The organism is Pseudoduganella sp. SL102, from assembly GCF_027856995.1.
GTDB lineage: Bacteria > Pseudomonadota > Gammaproteobacteria > Burkholderiales > Burkholderiaceae_D > Rugamonas > Rugamonas albidiflava.
In genome coordinates this window covers 2,165,656-2,184,058 of record NZ_CP115554.1, presented here as the reverse complement: position 1 = coordinate 2,184,058, position 18,403 = coordinate 2,165,656, and the positions used below count along the sequence as shown (strand labels likewise).

General features: G+C 65.4%; 17 protein-coding genes. 7 read left to right on the top strand and 10 right to left on the bottom strand.

Annotated features, from left to right (window positions below):
- Positions 1-67 precede the first annotated feature (67 nt).
- Positions 68-1,348 (top strand): acyltransferase, encoded by a 1,281-nt coding sequence (locus OU994_RS09285; protein WP_281610523.1) that lies wholly within the window; start codon positions 68-70, stop codon positions 1,346-1,348.
- Between the two features lie 85 nt (positions 1,349-1,433).
- Here the strand turns inward: OU994_RS09285 and ggt are convergent, their stop codons facing one another.
- The 10 genes from ggt to OU994_RS09235 form a co-directional block, all read right to left on the bottom strand.
- Positions 1,434-3,275 carry a gamma-glutamyltransferase gene (gene ggt, locus OU994_RS09280; RefSeq protein ID WP_281610522.1) on the bottom strand — a complete coding sequence of 614 codons (1,842 nt, stop codon included), beginning with the start codon at positions 3,273-3,275 and terminating at the stop codon, positions 1,434-1,436.
- A 69-nt stretch (positions 3,276-3,344) separates the two neighbouring features.
- Positions 3,345-4,103 carry a 3-hydroxyacyl-CoA dehydrogenase gene (locus tag OU994_RS09275; protein ID WP_131147145.1) on the bottom strand — a complete coding sequence of 253 codons (759 nt, stop codon included), beginning with the start codon at positions 4,101-4,103 and terminating at the stop codon, positions 3,345-3,347.
- A gap of 108 nt (positions 4,104-4,211) precedes the next feature.
- On the bottom strand, positions 4,212-4,772 hold the full coding sequence (locus OU994_RS09270) for a hypothetical protein (RefSeq protein WP_281610521.1): 561 nt from the start codon (positions 4,770-4,772) through the stop codon (positions 4,212-4,214).
- 82 nt (positions 4,773-4,854) lie between these two features.
- Positions 4,855-7,008 carry a sodium-translocating pyrophosphatase gene (locus tag OU994_RS09265; RefSeq protein ID WP_281610520.1) on the bottom strand — a complete coding sequence of 718 codons (2,154 nt, stop codon included), beginning with the start codon at positions 7,006-7,008 and terminating at the stop codon, positions 4,855-4,857.
- A 229-nt stretch (positions 7,009-7,237) separates the two neighbouring features.
- Positions 7,238-7,894: an adenylate kinase gene (adk, locus tag OU994_RS09260; protein WP_281610519.1), complete on the bottom strand. Its 657-nt coding sequence runs from the start codon at positions 7,892-7,894 to the stop codon at positions 7,238-7,240.
- A gap of 123 nt (positions 7,895-8,017) precedes the next feature.
- Entirely contained in the window at positions 8,018-8,770 is a 753-nt protein-coding gene (gene kdsB, locus OU994_RS09255; RefSeq protein ID WP_281610518.1) for a 3-deoxy-manno-octulosonate cytidylyltransferase, read from the bottom strand.
- An 85-nt stretch (positions 8,771-8,855) separates the two neighbouring features.
- On the bottom strand, positions 8,856-9,032 hold the full coding sequence (locus OU994_RS09250) for a Trm112 family protein (protein WP_131147150.1): 177 nt from the start codon (positions 9,030-9,032) through the stop codon (positions 8,856-8,858).
- Entirely contained in the window at positions 9,013-10,038 is a 1,026-nt protein-coding gene (lpxK, locus tag OU994_RS09245; RefSeq protein WP_281610517.1) for a tetraacyldisaccharide 4'-kinase, read from the bottom strand. The genes OU994_RS09250 and lpxK overlap by 20 nt, the downstream gene beginning before the upstream one ends.
- A gap of 66 nt (positions 10,039-10,104) precedes the next feature.
- The gene (locus OU994_RS09240) at positions 10,105-10,527 is read right to left on the bottom strand and encodes a biopolymer transporter ExbD (protein ID WP_281610516.1); all 423 of its coding nucleotides are present in this window, start codon (positions 10,525-10,527) and stop codon (positions 10,105-10,107) included.
- 9 nt (positions 10,528-10,536) lie between these two features.
- The gene (locus OU994_RS09235; protein ID WP_281610515.1) at positions 10,537-11,142 is read right to left on the bottom strand and encodes a MotA/TolQ/ExbB proton channel family protein; all 606 of its coding nucleotides are present in this window, start codon (positions 11,140-11,142) and stop codon (positions 10,537-10,539) included.
- Between the two features lie 995 nt (positions 11,143-12,137).
- Here OU994_RS09235 and xseA point away from each other — a divergent pair.
- The 6 genes from xseA (at position 12,138) to OU994_RS09205 (ending at position 18,351) form a co-directional block, all read left to right on the top strand.
- The gene (gene xseA / locus OU994_RS09230; protein WP_281610514.1) at positions 12,138-13,502 is read left to right on the top strand and encodes an exodeoxyribonuclease VII large subunit; all 1,365 of its coding nucleotides are present in this window, start codon (positions 12,138-12,140) and stop codon (positions 13,500-13,502) included.
- A 120-nt stretch (positions 13,503-13,622) separates the two neighbouring features.
- On the top strand, positions 13,623-14,165 hold the full coding sequence (locus OU994_RS09225) for a PEP-CTERM sorting domain-containing protein (RefSeq protein ID WP_281610513.1): 543 nt from the start codon (positions 13,623-13,625) through the stop codon (positions 14,163-14,165).
- 81 nt (positions 14,166-14,246) lie between these two features.
- Positions 14,247-15,266 carry a LacI family DNA-binding transcriptional regulator gene (locus tag OU994_RS09220; RefSeq protein ID WP_165497754.1) on the top strand — a complete coding sequence of 340 codons (1,020 nt, stop codon included), beginning with the start codon at positions 14,247-14,249 and terminating at the stop codon, positions 15,264-15,266.
- A 129-nt stretch (positions 15,267-15,395) separates the two neighbouring features.
- Positions 15,396-15,974 (top strand): superoxide dismutase [Fe], encoded by a 579-nt coding sequence (gene sodB, locus OU994_RS09215; protein ID WP_131147155.1) that lies wholly within the window; start codon positions 15,396-15,398, stop codon positions 15,972-15,974.
- A gap of 156 nt (positions 15,975-16,130) precedes the next feature.
- Complete coding sequence (mgrA, locus tag OU994_RS09210) at positions 16,131-17,174, top strand: L-glyceraldehyde 3-phosphate reductase (protein ID WP_281610512.1); 1,044 nt, start codon at positions 16,131-16,133, stop codon at positions 17,172-17,174.
- Between the two features lie 154 nt (positions 17,175-17,328).
- Positions 17,329-18,351 carry an SDR family oxidoreductase gene (locus OU994_RS09205; RefSeq protein WP_281610511.1) on the top strand — a complete coding sequence of 341 codons (1,023 nt, stop codon included), beginning with the start codon at positions 17,329-17,331 and terminating at the stop codon, positions 18,349-18,351.
- Positions 18,352-18,403 lie beyond the last annotated feature (52 nt).

Here is an 18,403-nt window from a genome sequence, read left to right as displayed (position 1 = left end):
CCAAATCATGGCGCATTCCTGCTGCCGGCAATCTGATTACCTGAAGAATCAAGAATAAACTCTCCAAATGAAAATCGACATACCTCAGACTTTACCGAGCGATATGCCAGCTACCAGGGCGCGCGATAAGGAAAAGGGATTCTGGGCACTCAACTGGCTTCGATATCTCCTTGCGATCTATATCGTTCTCTATCACACCTTGATGGGCTACGCCCAGATCAAGGGCACCTGGTTCCAGGCATCGCTGGAAATCGGGAACCTGGCGACCAGCGTATTTTTTGTACTGTCGGGCTTCTTGCTCACCTACGCCTACGTCATCGTCAAAGGCGGGCGCGAGGTCAACCGGCGTAATTTCTGGGTTGCGCGCTTTTCCACGCTATATCCGCTGCACCTGACAGGCCTGCTGCTTTCGCTGCTGCCGTTTGCCCAGACCATGATCGGCCGCGGTGGCATCGTGGTCCCCCTGGACCTGGATGGCACGGCGACACGCATGCTTGGGCATGGTGAACTGATCTTCGGCTTCCTGGCGACGGCCACGTTGATGAATGCGTGGAATCCCCTGTACATCCTGTTCAATGGCCCGTCCTGGTCGCTGTCGGCGCTGGCCTGCTTCTACCTGGTCTTCCCATTCGTTGCGCCGGGAATCTACCGCATCGACAAGCCCGCCCGCATGCTCGTCGTGCTGGGCGTGATCTTCCTTGTTCCAGGTGCGATCGCGGATCTGCTTCACCTGACCGACATCATCACGGACGGTGTGCTGCACAGGAATCCAATCATCCGCCTGCCCTTGTTCCTGGCTGGCATGGTCCTGTGCGTGCTGCATTCGCGTGCCAACGTGGTAGGCTCGCCGGCCCAGAACGCGGCAGGGGTGATCGTGGTGCTGGCAACGGTGGCGATAGCCGTCACCCTGCAGTTCATGGACAGCCGGCTGCACGTGATCAAGAATGGGCTGTACTATCCCGCCTGCCTGGCAATCATATGGCTCTGCGTCTCGATCAAATACAAGCCAAGCGAAACGATTCAATACTGGGGCACCCGCCTGGGCGCGGCGTCGCTGCCCGTGTTCCTGCTGCACATGCCGTTTTTCCCGGTCTTCCGCGCGGCCGAGAAGTTTATCAAGTCACTGTTCTACACGCCTGACTGGAGCATTTCAAGCATCGTGGCGACCGGCCGCACGATTGACCAGAGCGTTGCCTGCTATCCCTTGTACCTCATCTTGCTGACGATTTTGTGCGTGCTCGTGCAAGAACGTTTCGTGGTGCCACTGCAGGCGAAGATACGCAACGCCATGAGCAAGCGGGACAGGCCGGAGCCCGTGCGCGAAACAAGCAAGACCGGCACGATCTGATCCACGATCAGGTTTGCCTGCCGCTGCCTGGCGAGCGCATTTCCACGGCGCTCGCCAGGCGCTCCATGCATGAAGCAGCACTGATTCAATCGCCGCGCACGATGCCTTCGCGTCGTGGATCGGCGCCGCCGAACCAGAGTTCCTTGCCACCCTGCCGCAAGCGCCCGATGCCCTGCAAGCCCGAGTTCTGCTCGAACTCGCGCACCTCGTGGCCGCGTGCCTTCAGCTGCGCGATCACGTCGGTACCGACACGCCCCGCTTCCAGCTCGGTCGGGCCATTGCGGCTGCCGAAGTTGGGCAGGCTGATCGCCTGCTGCACATCGAGATTCCAGTCCAGCGTGCCCACCAGCACCTTCATCACGTAGTTGATGATCGACGAGCCGCCCGGCGAGCCGGTGGCCAGCACCAGCTTGCCCGCTTCGCCGTTGGCCTTGCGCTCGAACACCAGCGTGGGCGACATGGCGCTGCGCGGCCGCTTGCCGGGCTGCACGCGGTTGGCGACCGGGCCGTCGGCGTCGGCGGCATCGAACGAGAAATCGGTCAGCTGGTTGTTCAGCAGGAAGCCATCGACCATCTGCCGCGAACCAAAGGCGTCTTCCACCGAGGTCGTCATCGACAGCCCGTTGCCGTACTGGTCCACCGCCACCAGGTGCGATGTCGATGGCCGGTCCAGCGCCGTGTCGGCGCCCCAGGCCACCTGCATGCCTTGCGGCGTGCCGGCCGGCGCGCTGCCCATCGACTTGTCGCCGATCAGGGCGGCGCGCCGCGCCAGGTACTGCTTGTCGAGCATCGAAGCGATGCCCCTGCCCGGCAGTGGCACGAAGTCGGTGTCGGCCACGTAGCGGTTGCGGTCCGCGTAGGCCAGCCGGCCCGCCTCGGAAAACAGGTGGATCGCTTCGGCATCGAGCTTGCCGGCGACCGGCGGGTGCGCGGCGATGCTGGTGCGTTCCAGGATGCCCAGCATCTGCGCGATCGCGATGCCGCCCGACGATGGCGGCGGCGCGCCGCACACCTTCCATTTGCGGTAGTCGGCGCACACCGGATCGCGTTCCTTTGGCCGGTAGTCGGCGATATCGCGCGCCGTCAGCAGGCCCGGATTGGTCGGGTGGTTCGCCACCTTGGCGGCAATGTCGCGCGCAATGCGGCCGGTATAGAACGCATCGGCGCCGCCGCGGGCGATCTCGCGCAGCGTCCGCGCCAGCTCGGGGTTCTTCAACAGGTAGCCGACCGGGCGCGGTTCGCCGTCCTTGTCGTAGAAATAGGCGGCCGCCACCGGATCGCGCGGCAGGCGCTTGCGGTCATACTTCAACAGCGCATGCAGGCGCGGGCTGACCTGGAAACCGTGCTCGGCCAGTTCGATCGCCGGTTCGAACAGTTTTTCCCAGGCCAGCTTGCCGTGCTTCGCATGCACCATGCCCAGCATCCGCACCACGCCCGGCGCGCCGGTCGAGCGGCCGCCGACGATGCCTTCCTCGCGCGACACCGGCTTGCCATCCTTGTCCAGGAACAGCCGCTCGCTCGCCGCCATCGGCGCCGTCTCGCGGCCATCGTAGGCATGCACCCTGCTGCCGTCGTACAGCATCAGGAACGCGCCGCCGCCGATGCCGGACGATTGCGGCTCCACCAGGGTCAGCACCATCTGCGTGGCGATCGCCGCATCGATCGCGCTGCCGCCCGCCTTCAGCATCCGGTAGCCCGCTTCGGTGGCCAGCGGGTTCGCCGCGGCGACCATGTAGCGCTGCGCCTGGACGCCCTGCTTCTCGGCATAGCCGGTGGCGATCTCCGGTGCGCGCTGCAGCGTGGCCGCCTGCTGCGCCAGCGCCGGCACGCCCGCGCACAGCAGTGCGGCAGCCAGCGAGGCAGGCAAAGCGGCGGAAAAAACGGTGGAAATCCTGATGGAAGCGGTGGTGGAATAAAGTCGGGTCATCGGTTCTCCCAGAAAAGCAAAACGCGCGACCGCGGCCGCGCGTTTCATTGACAGTAGCCAGATGCTACCTCATTTCGGCTGCATCCGTATCGCACCGTCGAGGCGGATCGTCTCGCCGTTCAGCATCACGTTCTCGATGATCGCCTTCGCCAGGTGCGCATACTCGGCCGGCTTGCCGAGGCGCGGCGGGAACGGCACCATCTTGCCCAGCGCCTGCTGCACCTCGTCCGGCATGCCCAGCAACATCGGCGTTTCGAAAATCCCCGGCGCGATCGTCATCACCCGGATGCCGCTGCGCGACAGGTCGCGCGCCATCGGCAGTGTCATGCCGGCCACGCCCGCCTTGGACGCGGCATAGGCGGCCTGGCCCATCTGGCCGTCGAACGCGGCAACCGATGCCGTGTTGACGATCACGCCCCGCTCGCCATGCTCCAGCGGCTCCTCGCGGCTCATCGCATCGGCCGCCAGCCGGCACATGTTGAAGGTACCGACCAGGTTGATGCCGATCGTGCGCGCGAAGGCGTCCAGCGGGTGCGGGCCCTCCTTGCCGACCGTCTTCGCGGCCGGCGCCACGCCCGCGCAGTTGACGATGCCGCGCAGGCTGCCCAGCGCCTGCGCCGCGGCCACCACCGCCACGCCGTCGGCTTCCTGCGTGACGTCGCAGCGCACGAACCTGCCGCCCAGCTCCGCGGCGAGCGCCTCGCCAGCTTGCGCCTGCAAGTCCGCGAGCACGACCTTGCCGCCCGCTTGCGCCAGTGTGCGCGCGGTGGCGGCGCCCAGGCCGGAAGCGCCGCCCGTGATGATGAATACATTGTCCCTGATCTGCATGCCGTCTCCCTGGTGATGTGAATGGCTTGACGCGCGGTGGACTACGCCATGTTTGCGCGCATTAACTTACGTTTACGTAAGCGTCAATTGACGCCATTGTAGCGTCAATCACATGCAGCGGACATAGCCTCCCACGTTGGTGCAATGCCGGCCGGCCGGGCTGCGGGTCACGCCGGTGCCACCGTTCTGGAACGTGGTGCCGGCGGCATCGCGGCACACCGGGCCCACGCAGGTGGTGGGCGACGGCCGGTTCGGCGGCGGCGTGGCGAACGCGCCCGGCGCCGGGCTGGCATAGGGAGAAGGATTGACGGCGGGCGGTCGCGGCGGCACAGGCGCTGAAGGGTACGGCGAGCGCGGTTCCAGCGTGGCGGACGGCAGCACCGCCGCCGGTTCCGGCGTGGTATCGGGTAGACCAATGCGGCTGGCGCTGTCGTCCTGCCGCGGCACCGGCCGGCGCGGCATCGGCCGCTGCGCCGGCGCCGTGCGGCAGGGCTCGATCTCCAGGCTCTTGCCGTCGGCGCCGAGCTTGCATACGGGCAGCCGGGCATACGCTTCGCGCTCGGCGGCGGCATCCTGCCGCGCGTACGCCAGCGCGGGCAGCAGCACGGCAGCCAGGAAGAAGGAACCAGGGAGGAAGAAATCAGCGAGGGAACGACGGCGTGGCGACATGGAAAACCCCGGGCGGAAGCGGCGCATCCATGATACGCCGCGCCGTCCGGGCCCTGCCGCACTGCTGGTACCGCCGCGGCCTTCAGCGCTGGGCAGCCGGCGCCGCCGGCAATGCCTGCGGCACGCCGGTGGCCACACGGTCCGGTACCCTGGCGCGGGCCGTTACCGGCTCGGGCGTGACGGCCAGCCAGCCGGTCGTCGGCAGCAGCGGCACCAGCAGCAGCGCAACGATGTTGATGATCTTGATGAGCGGATTGACGGCGGGGCCGGCGGTGTCCTTGTACGGGTCGCCGACGGTATCGCCCGTCACGGCGGCCTTGTGCGCATCCGAGCCCTTGCCGCCATGGTTGCCGTCCTCGATGTATTTCTTGGCATTGTCCCAGGCGCCGCCGCCGGTCGTCATCGAGATCGCCACGAACAGGCCGGTGATGATGGTACCCATCAGCATGCCGCCCAGCGCGGCCGGGCCCAGCAGCATGCCGACCAGGATCGGCACGATCACCGGCAGCAGCGAGGGCAGGATCATTTCACGGATCGCCGAGGCCGTCAGCATGTCGACTGCCTTGTCGTACTCGGGCTTGCCGGTGCCGTCCATGATGCCCTTGATCTCGCGGAACTGGCGCCGCACCTCGATCACCACCGCACCGGCAGAGCGGCCCACTGCTTCCATCGCCATCGCGCCGAACAGGTAGGGAATCAGGCCGCCGATGAACAGGCCCACGATCACCATCGGGTTCGACAGGTCGAAGCGGATGTCGATGCCGCGCGAGTCCAGCGCATGGGTGTAGTCGGCGAACAGGACCAGCGCGGCCAGGCCGGCCGAACCGATCGCATAGCCCTTGGTGACGGCCTTGGTGGTATTGCCCACCGCGTCCAGCGGGTCGGTGATCGCCCGCACCGATTCCGGCATGCCGGCCATCTCGGCGATGCCGCCGGCATTGTCGGTCACCGGCCCGTAGGCATCGAGCGCCACGATGATGCCGGCCATCGACAGCATCGACGTGGCGGCGATGGCGATGCCGTACAGCCCGGCCAGCTCGAAAGACACCAGGATCGCCACGCAAACCGCCAGTACCGGGTAGGCGGTGGATTTCATCGACACGCCCAGTCCGGCGATGATATTGGTGCCGTGCCCGGTCGTCGACGCTTCGGCGATGTGGCGCACCGGCTTGAAGTCGGTGCCCGTGTAGAACTCGGTGATGTAGACCATCAGCCCGGTCAGCACGATGCCCACCACGGTCGCGCCCATCATCTGCCAGCGCATGTCGTAGTCGTCCCACACCAGCCAGGTGACGACGGCGAAGCCGATCAGCGACAGGATCGCCGACCACCAGAGCCCCGTGTACAGGGCCGACATGATCTTCTTGCCGGGTTTGGCCTTGACGAACAGGCAGCCGACGATCGAGGCCAGGATCGATACGCCGCCCAGCAGCAGCGGGTAGAGGATCGCCTCGCGCGGGCTGTCGGCGATCATCAGCGCACCCAGCAGCATGGTGGCGATCAGGGTCACCACGTAGGTCTCGAACAGGTCGGCCGCCATGCCGGCGCAATCGCCCACGTTGTCGCCCACGTTGTCGGCAATGACGGCGGGATTGCGCGGATCATCCTCGGGGATGCCCGCTTCCACCTTGCCGACCAGGTCCGCGCCCACGTCGGCGCCCTTGGTGAAGATGCCGCCGCCAAGGCGCGCGAAGATCGAGATCAGCGAAGCGCCGAAGGCCAGCCCGATCAGCGGCTTGATCACGTCGTGATGCGACAGCTGGGGCGATGGATACGCGCTGCTGGCGAATGCGGTGAGCATGCCGTAGAACAGCGCCACGCCCAGCAGGCCGAGCCCCACCACCAGCAGGCCGGTGATGGCGCCGCCCTTGAAGGCCACGTTGAGCGCTTCGTTCAGGCCCACCGTGGCCGCCTGTGCCGTGCGCACGTTGGCCCGCACCGACACGTTCATGCCGATGAAGCCGCAGGCGCCGGACAGCACCGCGCCGATCAGGAAGCCCAGCGCGGTCTGCACGCCGAGCAGCAGGAAGATGACAACGAGAAGGATGATGCCGACGATGGCGATGGTGCGGTATTGCCGCGCGAGATAGGCACTGGCGCCCTGCTGGATCGCCGCCGCGATTTCCTGCATGCGGGCGTTGCCGGCATCCTGCCCCAGGATCCAGCTGCGCGAATACAACCCGTATATCACCGCGATGACGCCACATGCCACCGCAAACCACAGACCTGCTGCCATATGTCCCCCTTTGTGAACCAACGTTGTCGAATGGTGCAAATCGGACTTCATCACGCCGCGCGGCGCGGCTGGGGCCTGTGCAGGTCCCTAACGAAACGATGCAAACGAAACGATGCGAACGAAACTGTGCGAACGAACGGGCAGCCATCGGGGCCGGCCAGGAGTCGCTGCGGCCTAAAGGGGGCCGGCAAAAAAAAACGGACCGTGCCGGTCCGTTTTTTTTGGGTTCTTATTCCGCCAGCGCGGCGAACGCGCGGTCGCGGATTTGATCGACGGCTCCGACACCCTCGATCTTGCGGTACTTCGGCGCTTCCGTGGCGCCCGATTTGGCCCATTCGTTGTAATAGCCGAGCAGCACTTCGGTCTGGTTGTGGTAGACGTCGAGGCGCTTTTTCACGGTCTCGGCCTTGTCATCGTCGCGCTGCACCAGCGGCTCGCCGGTCACGTCGTCCACGCCTTCGGCCTTGGGCGGATTGAACTTGACGTGGTACACGCGGCCCGAGCCGGGATGGCAGCGGCGGCCATCCATGCGTTCGATGATCTGTTCGTCCGGCACGTCGATTTCCAGCACGTAGTCGATCTTCACGCCGGCATCCTTCATGGCGTCGGCTTGCGCGATCGTGCGCGGGAAGCCGTCGAACAGGTAGCCATTGGCGCAGTCCGCTTCCTTCAGGCGGTCCTTGACGAGACCGATGATGATGTCGTCGGAAACCAGCTGCCCAGCGTCCATCACCTTCTTGGCTGCCAATCCCATCTCCGTACCGGCCTTGATGGCGGCCCGCAGCATGTCACCGGTCGAAATCTGGGGAATGTTGTATTTTTCCTTGATGAAGTTGGCCTGGGTGCCCTTGCCGGCGCCGGGTGGTCCTAACAGAATGAGACGCATGAAAATTCCTAAAACAATTTTAATAGTTTGATGGTAAGTGTGTCATTAGTGACGAAACTTACCACAAAACGCCGGCCCAACGCCACTTCGGGAGGCCGTTTGGGATGCAAAAACGTCAAACGCTCAGCCGAAGTGAGCGCGCACCCGTTCCAGGTCTTCGGGGGTATCGACACCGGGTGCCGGTGCCGCGTCGGTGACGTGCACGGCGATAGGATGGCCATGCCACAGCACGCGCAACTGTTCGAGCGCTTCGATGGTCTCGAGCGGCGACACTTCCAGCAGCGGATAGGCTTGCAGGAAATCGTTGCGGTAGGCGTACAGGCCGATGTGGCGCAATGGCACATAGCCGGCGGGAAGCACGGCGGGACGGGACTGCGCGAACGCGTCGCGGGCCCAGGGAATCGTGGCGCGGCTGAAGTACAGCGCGCGGCCGGCCTTGTCCAGCACCACCTTCACCACGTTCGGATTGAACGCGTCGGCGGCATCGTGGAGCGGATGCGCGCAGGTGGCCATCGGCACGCCGGCACCGATGCGCGCGGCGCACGCGGCCAGCAGCGCCGGATCGATCAGCGGTTCGTCGCCCTGCAGGTTGACCACCACCGCCTCGGGCGGCAGGCCGAGCGCGCGCGCCACCTCGGCGATGCGGTCGGTGCCGGAAGGATGATCGTCGCGCGTCATCAGCGCGGCGATGCCGTGCGCGGCGCAGGCGTCGAGGATGGACGGGTGGTCGGTGGCGACGATGATGCGTTCGGCGCCGGACAGCGCGGCGCGCTCGGCCACGCGCACCACCATCGGCTTGCCGGCCAGGTCGGCCAGCGGCTTGTTCGGCAGCCGGGTCGACGCCAGCCGCGCGGGAATGATGACGGTAAAGGTCACGGTGTCTCGATGTTCAGGTCGGCGCGCATGCGAGGGATGCCGATCCAGGCGGCACGGATGTCATCTGCGGCGATTTCGCAGTCATTCACTCCGCCGTGTCCTGCAGCGTGCGGGCTTCGTCGGCCCACATGATCGGAATGCCGTCGCGGACCGGATAGGCCAGGCGGTCGCCGCGGCAGATCATTTCCTGGGCCTTCTTGTCGTATTCCAGCGGGCCCTTGCAAACGGGGCAGACCAGGATGTCAAGCAAACGTGCTTCCACGGCATTTCTCCACAATGTGTGCGATCAGCGCGGCATCGAGCTGCGCGCCGACGGGGACGACCCACAGCCGCGGATCGTCCCTCAGTTCTTCGATATGCGCGCATTTTACTGCATCCTTCTCGGTCATCAAGATCGCGTCCGCCGCCACGCGCGCAAAGGGCCGGTCGAGGAAATCGTGGTGGTCGGGCAGCGGCAATTCCTCGAACGCCAGCCCGGCATCGGCCAGCATGCGGAAGAAGCGTTGCGGATTGCCGATGCCGGCGGCGGCGACCAGCCGGCCCTTGCCACCCATCCGGGCCAGGGGCACGCGGTCGCGGCGGTCCGCCAGGCGTTCGGCAACGGTGCCGGCAAGGGTCATCTGGAATGGCGTGCCGCCCACGCTGGCCGCCAGCTGCGGCGCCAGCACCGGCACGTTGACGACGGTGACGTCGCGCCGGCGCGAGGGCGGCTCGCGCAGCGGCCCGGCCGGCAAGGTCCAGCCGTTGCCCACCCCGCGGCCGTCGAACAGCACCACCTCCACGTCGCGCTGCAAGGCATAGTGCTGCAGTCCGTCGTCGGTGACGATCACGTCCACTTCCGGATGCGCCGCCAGCAGCGCCCGGCCCGCCGCCACGCGGTCGCGGCAGACGAACACCGGGCACGCGGCGCGGGTGGCGATCAGCACCGGCTCGTCGCCGACCTGGGCCGGCGTCGACAGCGCGGTGACGGGGCGCGGGCCATCGCCCTTGCCGCCGAAGCCGCGCGACACCACGCCCGGCCGCAAGCCCCGTGCGCGCAGCTGTTCGACCAGCCAGATCGTCAGTGGCGTCTTGCCCGTGCCGCCGATGAAGATGTTGCCGACCACGATGACCGGCACCGGCAGGCGGCTGGACTTCAGCACGCCGGCGCGGTACAGCAGGCCGCGCAGGCCGGCCAGCGCCCGGAACAGCAGCGATACGGGATACAGCGCGCAGGCCAGCGGGCCGCGTCGCAGCCAGGCGCGGGTGAGCGTGGATTCGAGGCTCATGTCGTGCGTCGTGTAGTACGTCTTGTCATGCCCGGGCACGCCGGGTCGTCAGCACTCGGGACAACGCTATTTCCCGCTGCCCGTCTGCGCCGCGAACGTCAGCTTGCCGAAGCCGGCCAGCCGCGCCGCCTCCATCACGTTGACCACCATCTGGTGCATCGCGAACTGGTCGGCATTGACCACCACCACCGGATCGCTGCCCGGCCTGGCGGCCGCCTTCAGCACCGAGGCCAGTCCGGCCACGTCGCGGAACGACACCGGTTCGCCATTGATCGTGTAGTTGCCCTTGGCATCGACGGTCACGTCGATCTGGTCCGGCTGCTCGATGGCCTTTTGCGCATCGGCCGTGGGCAGCGTGATCTGCAGTTCGGTGAACTTGCTGTAGGTGGTGGTCACCATCAGGAAGATCAGGATCACCAGCAGCACGTCGATGAACGGGATCAGGTTGATCTCCGGGTCTTCCCGGCGCCGGCCCTTGCGGAAATTCATGCGGCGTCCTTACTTTCGCTCGTTGTGGACGATGTCGACGAAGCGCACGGCCTGCTGCTCCATCTGGATCACGAAGCCGTCCACCAGCGCGCGGAAGTGGCGGTAGGCCACCAGCGCGGGCATCGCAATGGCCAGGCCGAAACCGGTGTTGTACAGCGCCACCGAGATGCCGTGCGCCAGTTGCGCCGGGTTGGTGCCGGCCGGATTCTGCGCACCGAAGATCTCGATCATGCCGACCACGGTACCGAACAGGCCCATCAGCGGTGCCAGCGTGGCGATCGTGCCCAGCGTGGTCAGGAAGCGCTCCAGCGTGTGGGCCACGCCGTTGCCCGCCTCTTCGATCGATTCCTTCATGACTTCGCGCGGCGCGTTGACGTTGCGCAGCGCGGCCGACAGGACCACGCCCAGCGGCGAACTGCTCTCCAGCTTGCCGGTGATCTCCGGCGTGATATTGCCGCTCCGATACACCCGCACCACTTCATCGAGCAGGTTGGGCGGAATGATCCGGGCGCGGCGCAGCGCCATCAGCCGTTCGATGATCAACGCGGTGGCCACGATGGAGGCGATCAGCAGCAGCCAGATCGGCCAGCCGGCAGCTTGAAAGATGGCGAGCAAGTCTTACTCCTTGAGATAGCGCAGACGCGCAATGTAGCGTGTTGCCGTGCCAACGGCAAGTGTGGACAGGCGCCGTGCGCGAGCGCCGTGTTCTGCACAAATTCTGTGGAAAAGATTGTGCGCAATGTGCAATCCACAGCGCAAGCCATTGATTCTGAATGGAATTTTCGCAAAGCCTGTTTTTTAGGCAGTATCGCTGCCCGGCCGGACCGACATCGTTCTCAACAATTTCTGTGGACAATATTGTTGGCAACGGTCCCTTTCGCTCCGCAAGTCATTGATCTTGCACAATATTATGGTCATGCACAAAAAACTTGCACTGGGGTATCGGGCGGCGATGCGGGACGGCGTGCTTCTGCACAGTAACTGTTGATAAGATTGTTGGCAATGCCCTCCGCTTCTCTTCAAGCATTTGATTCATAAGGATAAAATAAGACTGCTGAAAAAGCATGCAAAGCCGCTCTCGAGGCTCTTCCGGGCCGCTGCGGCGTGCTGTACGGCCCTTCTGCACATAATCTGTGGACAATATTGTGCGCAAGGCGCCGTCGACTACCCCATGGCATTGATTTATAAGGGAAAATCGATTGCGCACAAAAAATAGGCAAGCTGCGCCGCGGCCCGCGCCGTCCCCGGCACGGTCCCGGCAGGGGTGCCGGGCGGCGCGCTTCTGCACAGCTTCTGTGGATAAAATTGTGGGGAAGCATGAGCTTTCGTACCCAAGTAGCTGATTTACAAGCGTTAAATTGTTCTGCGGAAATTTCCAGCAGGGCATGCCCGCCGGAGCGAGGTTCCCCACAATTTCTGTGGATATCTTTGTGTGTAAGAATGGAGCGCGACAGTGAAGTCCTTGATTTGTAAGAATATTCTTACGCTGCCCACGAATGCGGCATACGTTTTTCTCTTTATAAATCAGTAGCTTGGAAATACACCTTGCGATTTTAGGCGAGATATGACATAAGCATGACCGCTTGATGACTCTGTGGACAGTCTTACCGATGCCGACCTTCGACCGCCCCGATTCCACCCCCGGCCAGGCCGCCGTGATCACCGTCAGCGCCCTGAACCAGGCCGTTTCACGCCTGCTCGAGCGCTCGTTCCCGCTGACCTGGATCGCTGGGGAAATCTCCAACTTCACGCGCGCCAGTTCCGGCCACTGGTACTTCACGCTGAAGGACGATGCGGCCCAGGTGCGCGCGGTGATGTTCCGCGGGCGTGCCCAATATGCCGGCTTCGTGCCGCGCGAAGGCGACAAAGTCGAGGTGCGCGCCCTCGTCACGCTGTACGGGCCGCGCGGCGATTACCAGATCAACGTGGAAGCGATCCGCCGCGCCGGCGTGGGCGCACTGTTCGAGGCGTTCATGCGGCTGAAGGAAAAGCTGTCCGCGGCCGGCCTGTTCGACGAGGAACGCAAGCGCGCCCCGCCCCTGTTCGCGCGCACCATCGGCATCGTCACGAGCCCGCAGGCGGCGGCGCTGCGCGACGTGCTGATCGCGCTGCGCCGCCGTGCGCCGCACGTGAACGTGGTGCTGTATCCCACGCTGGTGCAGGGCCAGCTGGCGGCCGAGCAGATCGCCCGCGCGATCCGCACGGCGTCGGCGCGTGCCGAGTGCGACGTACTGATCGTCTGCCGTGGCGGCGGCAGCATCGAGGACCTGTGGTGCTTCAATGACGAGGCGGTGGCGTACGCGATCGCCGAATGCGCCATGCCGGTGATCTCCGGGGTCGGCCACGAGACCGATTTCACGATCGCCGATTTCGCCGCCGACCTGCGCGCGGCCACGCCGACCGCCGCCGCCGAACTGGCCGCCACGCCGCGCGGCGACTGGCTGGCCTCCCTGCGCGCCGATGCGGCGGACCTGCGCCGCGCCATGCGGCGCCTGCTGGACGATGCCGCCCAGACCCTCGACCACCAGGGCCGGCGCCTGCTCAGCCCCACCGCGCGCATCCGCCAGCAGCGCCTGGAACTGCTGGCGTTGTCCACCGCGATGATGCATGCCAACCGCACGCCCCTGAACCAGGCGCGCCACACGCTGGAGCGCCTGGCCGGCCGGCTGGCCGCGCAGCGCCCCGATACCCGCGCCGTGCGCGCCCACCTGGCGGCGCTGCAGCAACGCTGCACGGTGAACGTGGCCGCGCGCCTGCAACGCAACCGGGAGGGACTGGGTGCATTGGCGGCCCAGCTGGAACTGCTGAACCCGCAGCGCACGCTGGAGCGCGGCTACGCCATCATCACCGACAGCAGGGGAGCGATCCTGCGCTCGCCGGGCCAGCTGCAACCGCGCCGCAAGCTGACCGTGCGGCTGGCCGAAGGCAGCGCCGACCTCACCGTGTCCGGTGTCCAGGCGCACCTGGACCAGTAGCATGGCTTGCACCGTGACAGTGTCGCGCTGGTAAAACATCGGGTCCGGCCCATTCGTCCCTGCGTGCTACGCTGACAATCCGGTCGGCTCCCGACCATCAACGATTGCGAGGAGATTGTCATGCGATTGAAATGCCTGGCTTTTATGATTCTTGCAAGTGCCGCGCTGTCCGCCCGCGCAGCCCCCATGCACTACGAGTTCGAATACAAGGGAGGCTGGTACCAGAGTTCCCTCAACTCCGCTCCGCGCTGGGTGCCCGAAGCGACGTGGGGCGGCTATTTCCGTGGCGAAGACGTCAATGGCGACAACACGATCGACAATACCGAAATCAGCGAATTCGTCTCCTATAATTTTTCGGGACCGCGGTGCGCCGGCGAATATTCGAGTTGCGGCGCGAGTTTCCAGCAGTACGTCATCGGCGGTAACGTCGAGTACCACGGGTATTACAGCTATATCCTGCCGGGGTGGGAGTATTACACCATCGAGCAATGGAACATCCCCGTCGGCGCCACGATCGAACATGAATACCCGGTGACGGAATCCTGGTGGTTCGACGGAACGGTGTTGACCGTCGAGGTATCCGCCGTTCCCGAGCCCTCCGCCTGGCTGATGCTCGGCACCGGCCTTCTTGCCGCCGGCATCGCCGCCCGCCGCCGCACTTGAAGGCGATGGCCGGCGGCCCCGCCGGCGACCGGGGCAGTATGGTAACCTTGCCCCGGTCCGATACTAGTGGAACAAAAACAATTGACAAAACCAACTGTGGCAGCCGGGCCCTCGACCCTGCTCGACGTCGCCCGGGAGGCCGGCGTCTCCCCCTCGACCGTCTCGCGCATCCTGAACGGCACGGCGCGCGTGTCCGACGACAAGCGGCAAGCCGTAATGAAGGCGATCGCGCGCACCAATTTCGCGCCGAACCTGATGGCGCAGGGCTTGAAGAAAGGCCGCACGCACACGATCGGCATCATCGTGCAGGACATTTCATCGCCGTTCTTCGATGAAACGCTGCATGGCGTCGACGATGGCCTGAAAGGCACCGGCTACGCCTCCGTGATCGTCACCGGCCACTGGAGCGCGCTGGAAGAGGCAGACCGGATCCGGCTGCTGCTGGCGCGCAAGGTGGACGGCATCATCCTGCTGTCGGGCAACCTGCCGGACGAAGAATTGCTGCACTTTGCCACGCAGCGCCCGATCGTCGTCACCGGCCGCGCGCTCGATGCGCCGAACGCGCTGGGCTTCACGATGGACAACGAGCACGGCGCCTACCTGGGCGTGCAGCACCTGATCGAACTGGGACATCGCCGCATCGCCTTCGTGTCCGGCCCGCCCAGCCATGCCGACGCGTCGAGCCGCCTGCGCGGCTACCGCAAGGCGCTGGAAGGGGCCGGCATCCCGGTCGACCCGGCGCTCGTGGTGGAAGGCAACTTCCATGAAAACAGCGGCCTCATCGCGATCAATCACCTGTTCGAGACGCGCCAGGAATTTTCCGCCGTGTTCGCCGCCAACGACCAGAGCGCCTACGGCGTGCGCCTCGCGCTCTACCGCAAGGGCGTGCGCGTGCCGGAAGACGTGTCGCTGGTGGGCTTCGACGACCTGCCCGGCTCGGCCTTCACCACGCCGCCGCTGACCACCGTGCGCCAGCCGCTGTACGACATCGGCCTGACGGCGATCACGGCGCTGCTGCGCCTGATCAGCGGCGACCGCGTGCCCACGCGGGTGCCGCCGGTCGAACTGGTGGTGCGTGAAACCACGCTGCCCCGGCAGTGACGTGCACGCTATGTGCTTTCCTGTAGCCTCACTATTTACGTGGGATTTCGGCAGACTGCCGGGCAACGCATTACAATGATGGACGTTTTGTAAAAGTTGATTCTTCAGTCCCCTCATAAGGAAATGCACATGGAACATACCCTGCCGCCACTGCCGTACGCGAAAGATGCCCTGCAACCGCACATCTCGGCTGAAACGCTGGAATACCACTACGGCAAGCACCACCAGGCTTATGTCACGAACCTGAACAACCTGATCAAGGGCACCGAGTTCGAGAACCTGTCCCTGGAAGAAATCATCAAGAAATCCTCCGGCGGCGTGTTCAACAACTCCGCACAGGTCTGGAACCACACGTTCTTCTGGCACTGCATGGCGCCGAACGCTGGCGGCGCGCCGACCGGCCCGGTGGCCGAAGCGATCAACGCCAAGTGGGGTTCGTTCGACAAGTTCAAGGAAGAGTTCAGCAAGTCGGCCGTCGGCAACTTCGGTTCCGGCTGGACCTGGCTGGTGAAGAAGACGGACGGCACCGTGGATATCGTCAACACGTCCAACGCGGCCACCCCGCTGACCACCGAAAACAAGCCGCTGCTGACGGTCGACGTGTGGGAACACGCGTACTACATCGACTACCGCAACGCACGTCCGAAATTCGTGGAATCGTGGTGGAACCTGGTCAACTGGGAATTCGTGAACCAGAACTTCGCCTGAATGTGACGCTCGCCTGCCCTGTGCCCTGGCACGGAGCAGGCCGGCAAGTCCGGCACGGCCCGCCCTCCGCGGGCCGTTTTCATTGGCGCTTCCCTCGCCGGTCCGTAGTCGTTTCGCCGGCAAGGTGCGCAGCGCATTTCTTTGCAGGAGACACGCATGACTTACACGGCTTCCCGCCACCGTTATGAAACCATGCAGTACCGCACGTGCGGGCGCAGCGGCCTGAAACTGCCGGTGCTGTCACTGGGCCTGTGGCACAACTTCGGCGACACCACGAGCGCGGCCACCCAGCGCGACATGCTGCGCACCGCGTTCGACCACGGCATCACGCACTTCGACCTGGCCAACAACTACGGCCCGCCCTACGGCAGCGCCGAAACCAACTTCGGCCGCATCTTCCGCGACGATTTCCAGCCTTACCGCGATGAACTGATCATCTCGACCAAGGCGGGCTGGGACATGTGGCCGGGCCCGTACGGCCAGGGCGGCGGCTCGCGCAAGTACGTGCTTGCCAGCCTGGACCAGAGCCTGCGGCGCATGGGCCTGGACTACGTGGACATCTTTTATTCGCACCGCTTCGACCCCGACACGCCGCTCGAGGAAACCATGGGCGCGCTGGCGCATGCGGTCCAGCAGGGCAAGGCGCTGTACGTGGGCATTTCCTCCTATTCGGCGGAAAAGACCGTGGAAGCGCAGCGCCTGCTGGCGCAGTGGAACGTGCCGTGCCTGATCCACCAGCCGTCGTACAACATGCTGAACCGGTGGATCGAAAGCGAAGGGCTGCTCGACACGCTGGGGAAACAGGGCATCGGCTGCATCACCTTCACCGCGCTGGCGCAGGGCATCCTCACCGACAAGTACCTGGACGGCATTCCCCAGGACGCGCGCATCAACCGCCCCGGCGGCGGCTCGCTGCAGGCGGCGCACCTGTCCGAGGACAACCTGCGGCGGGTGCGGGGCCTGAACGACCTCGCGCGGGCACGCGGCCAGTCGCTGGCGCAGATGGCGCTGGCGTGGGTATTGCGCGACCCGCGCATCACCTCCACGCTGATCGGCGCCTCGAACAGCGCGCAGATCCGCGAGAACATCGCTGCGCTGGACCAACTCGCCTTCAGCGACGACGAGCTGCGCGCCATCGATGCGCTGGCCCAGGAAGGCGGCATCAACCTGTGGGCCGGCTCGTCCGGCAGCGCCGGCTGATTGTCGAACACCGTTCCTGGCACAGTGGCGGCTGCCGGGCAGGCGCCGCCGGGCGAAGTCTTGACTGCCGGAATGGTGTGCTCCATGCAGGGTGCCGCCGGGTACGATATCGCGGGAACAATTGGTATCGTACAAATCTGCAAAGGAGCACAACATGCGTTTGAAACGACTGTCGGACCAGGTCATCGTCATCACCGGCGCCACCAGCGGCATCGGCCTGCCCAGGGCCCGGATGGCCGCCGCACGTGGCGCCAAGGTGGTGCTGGCGGCACGGGGCGAGGAAGCCCTGGAACAACTCGAGCAGCAACTGCGCCAGCGCGGCGCGGAAGCGCTGGCCGTGCCCACCGATGTGGGCAGGAAGGACGAGGTGCATGCGCTGGCGCAGGCCGCGCTCAAGCGCTTCGGCCGCATCGACACGTGGATCAACAATGCCGGCGTGTCGATCTTCGGCCGCGCCGAGGAAGTCAGCGAAGAAGACAACCACCGCCTGTTCCAGACCAATTTCTGGGGCGTGGTCAACGGCTCGCTGGAAGCGGTCAAGCACCTGAAGAAGGATGGCGGCGCGCTGATCAACCTGGGCAGCGAACTGTCGGAAGTGGCGGTGCCACTGCAGGGCATGTACGCGGCATCGAAGCACGCCGTGAAAGGCTATACGGATGCGCTGCGCATGGAACTGGAGCACGACAGGCTGCCGATCTCCGTCACGCTGGTCAAGCCGGCGGCGATCGACACCATGTTCCCGGTGCACGCCAAGAACTACATGAGCGTGGAACCGACGCTGCCGGCCCCCGTCTACCCGCCGGAAATGGTGGCCGAGGCGATCCTCGACGCGGCCCAGCATCCGAAGCGCGACGTGTTCGTCGGCAATGCGGCAAAAGCCAACGCGGTGGGCGGCTTCACGCTGCCGCGCCTGTTCGACAAGCTGGGCGAGACGGCGATGTGGAACCAGCAGCGCACCAGCAAGCCGTCGCGCTGGTTCCGCAACGATGCCCTGCACTCGCCCGACCCGGAACAGGAACTGCAGCAGCGGCTCGGCATCCAGACCACGGGCGAAACGAGCTATCGCCCCGTCACCCGCTCGCCCCTGAAACTGGCGCTGCTGGGCGGCGGCGCGCTGGTTGCTGCATGGATGCTGACCCGGCCGGCCGGTGACGCCGGCCAGCGCAATACCGGCTGATCACGATCCCCGCGCAGGGCGCACTGGGGGCCGGCCTGGACATTCCAGGCCG

Bases quoted from the DNA above. Each gene is read 5' to 3' on its own strand.
- OU994_RS09285 (WP_281610523.1), top strand. From the start codon at position 68: ATGAAAATCGACATACCTCAGACTTTACCGAGCGATATGCCAGCTACC.
- ggt (WP_281610522.1), bottom strand. From the start codon at position 3,275: ATGACCCGACTTTATTCCACCACCGCTTCCATCAGGATTTCCACCGTT.
- OU994_RS09275 (WP_131147145.1), bottom strand. From the start codon at position 4,103: ATGCAGATCAGGGACAATGTATTCATCATCACGGGCGGCGCTTCCGGC.
- OU994_RS09270 (WP_281610521.1), bottom strand. From the start codon at position 4,772: ATGTCGCCACGCCGTCGTTCCCTCGCTGATTTCTTCCTCCCTGGTTCC.
- OU994_RS09265 (WP_281610520.1), bottom strand. From the start codon at position 7,008: ATGGCAGCAGGTCTGTGGTTTGCGGTGGCATGTGGCGTCATCGCGGTG.
- adk (WP_281610519.1), bottom strand. From the start codon at position 7,894: ATGCGTCTCATTCTGTTAGGACCACCCGGCGCCGGCAAGGGCACCCAG.
- lpxK (WP_281610517.1), bottom strand. From the start codon at position 10,038: ATGAGCCTCGAATCCACGCTCACCCGCGCCTGGCTGCGACGCGGCCCG.
- OU994_RS09240 (WP_281610516.1), bottom strand. From the start codon at position 10,527: ATGAATTTCCGCAAGGGCCGGCGCCGGGAAGACCCGGAGATCAACCTG.
- xseA (WP_281610514.1), top strand. From the start codon at position 12,138: ATGCCGACCTTCGACCGCCCCGATTCCACCCCCGGCCAGGCCGCCGTG.
- OU994_RS09225 (WP_281610513.1), top strand. From the start codon at position 13,623: ATGCGATTGAAATGCCTGGCTTTTATGATTCTTGCAAGTGCCGCGCTG.
- sodB (WP_131147155.1), top strand. From the start codon at position 15,396: ATGGAACATACCCTGCCGCCACTGCCGTACGCGAAAGATGCCCTGCAA.
- mgrA (WP_281610512.1), top strand. From the start codon at position 16,131: ATGACTTACACGGCTTCCCGCCACCGTTATGAAACCATGCAGTACCGC.
- OU994_RS09205 (WP_281610511.1), top strand. From the start codon at position 17,329: ATGCGTTTGAAACGACTGTCGGACCAGGTCATCGTCATCACCGGCGCC.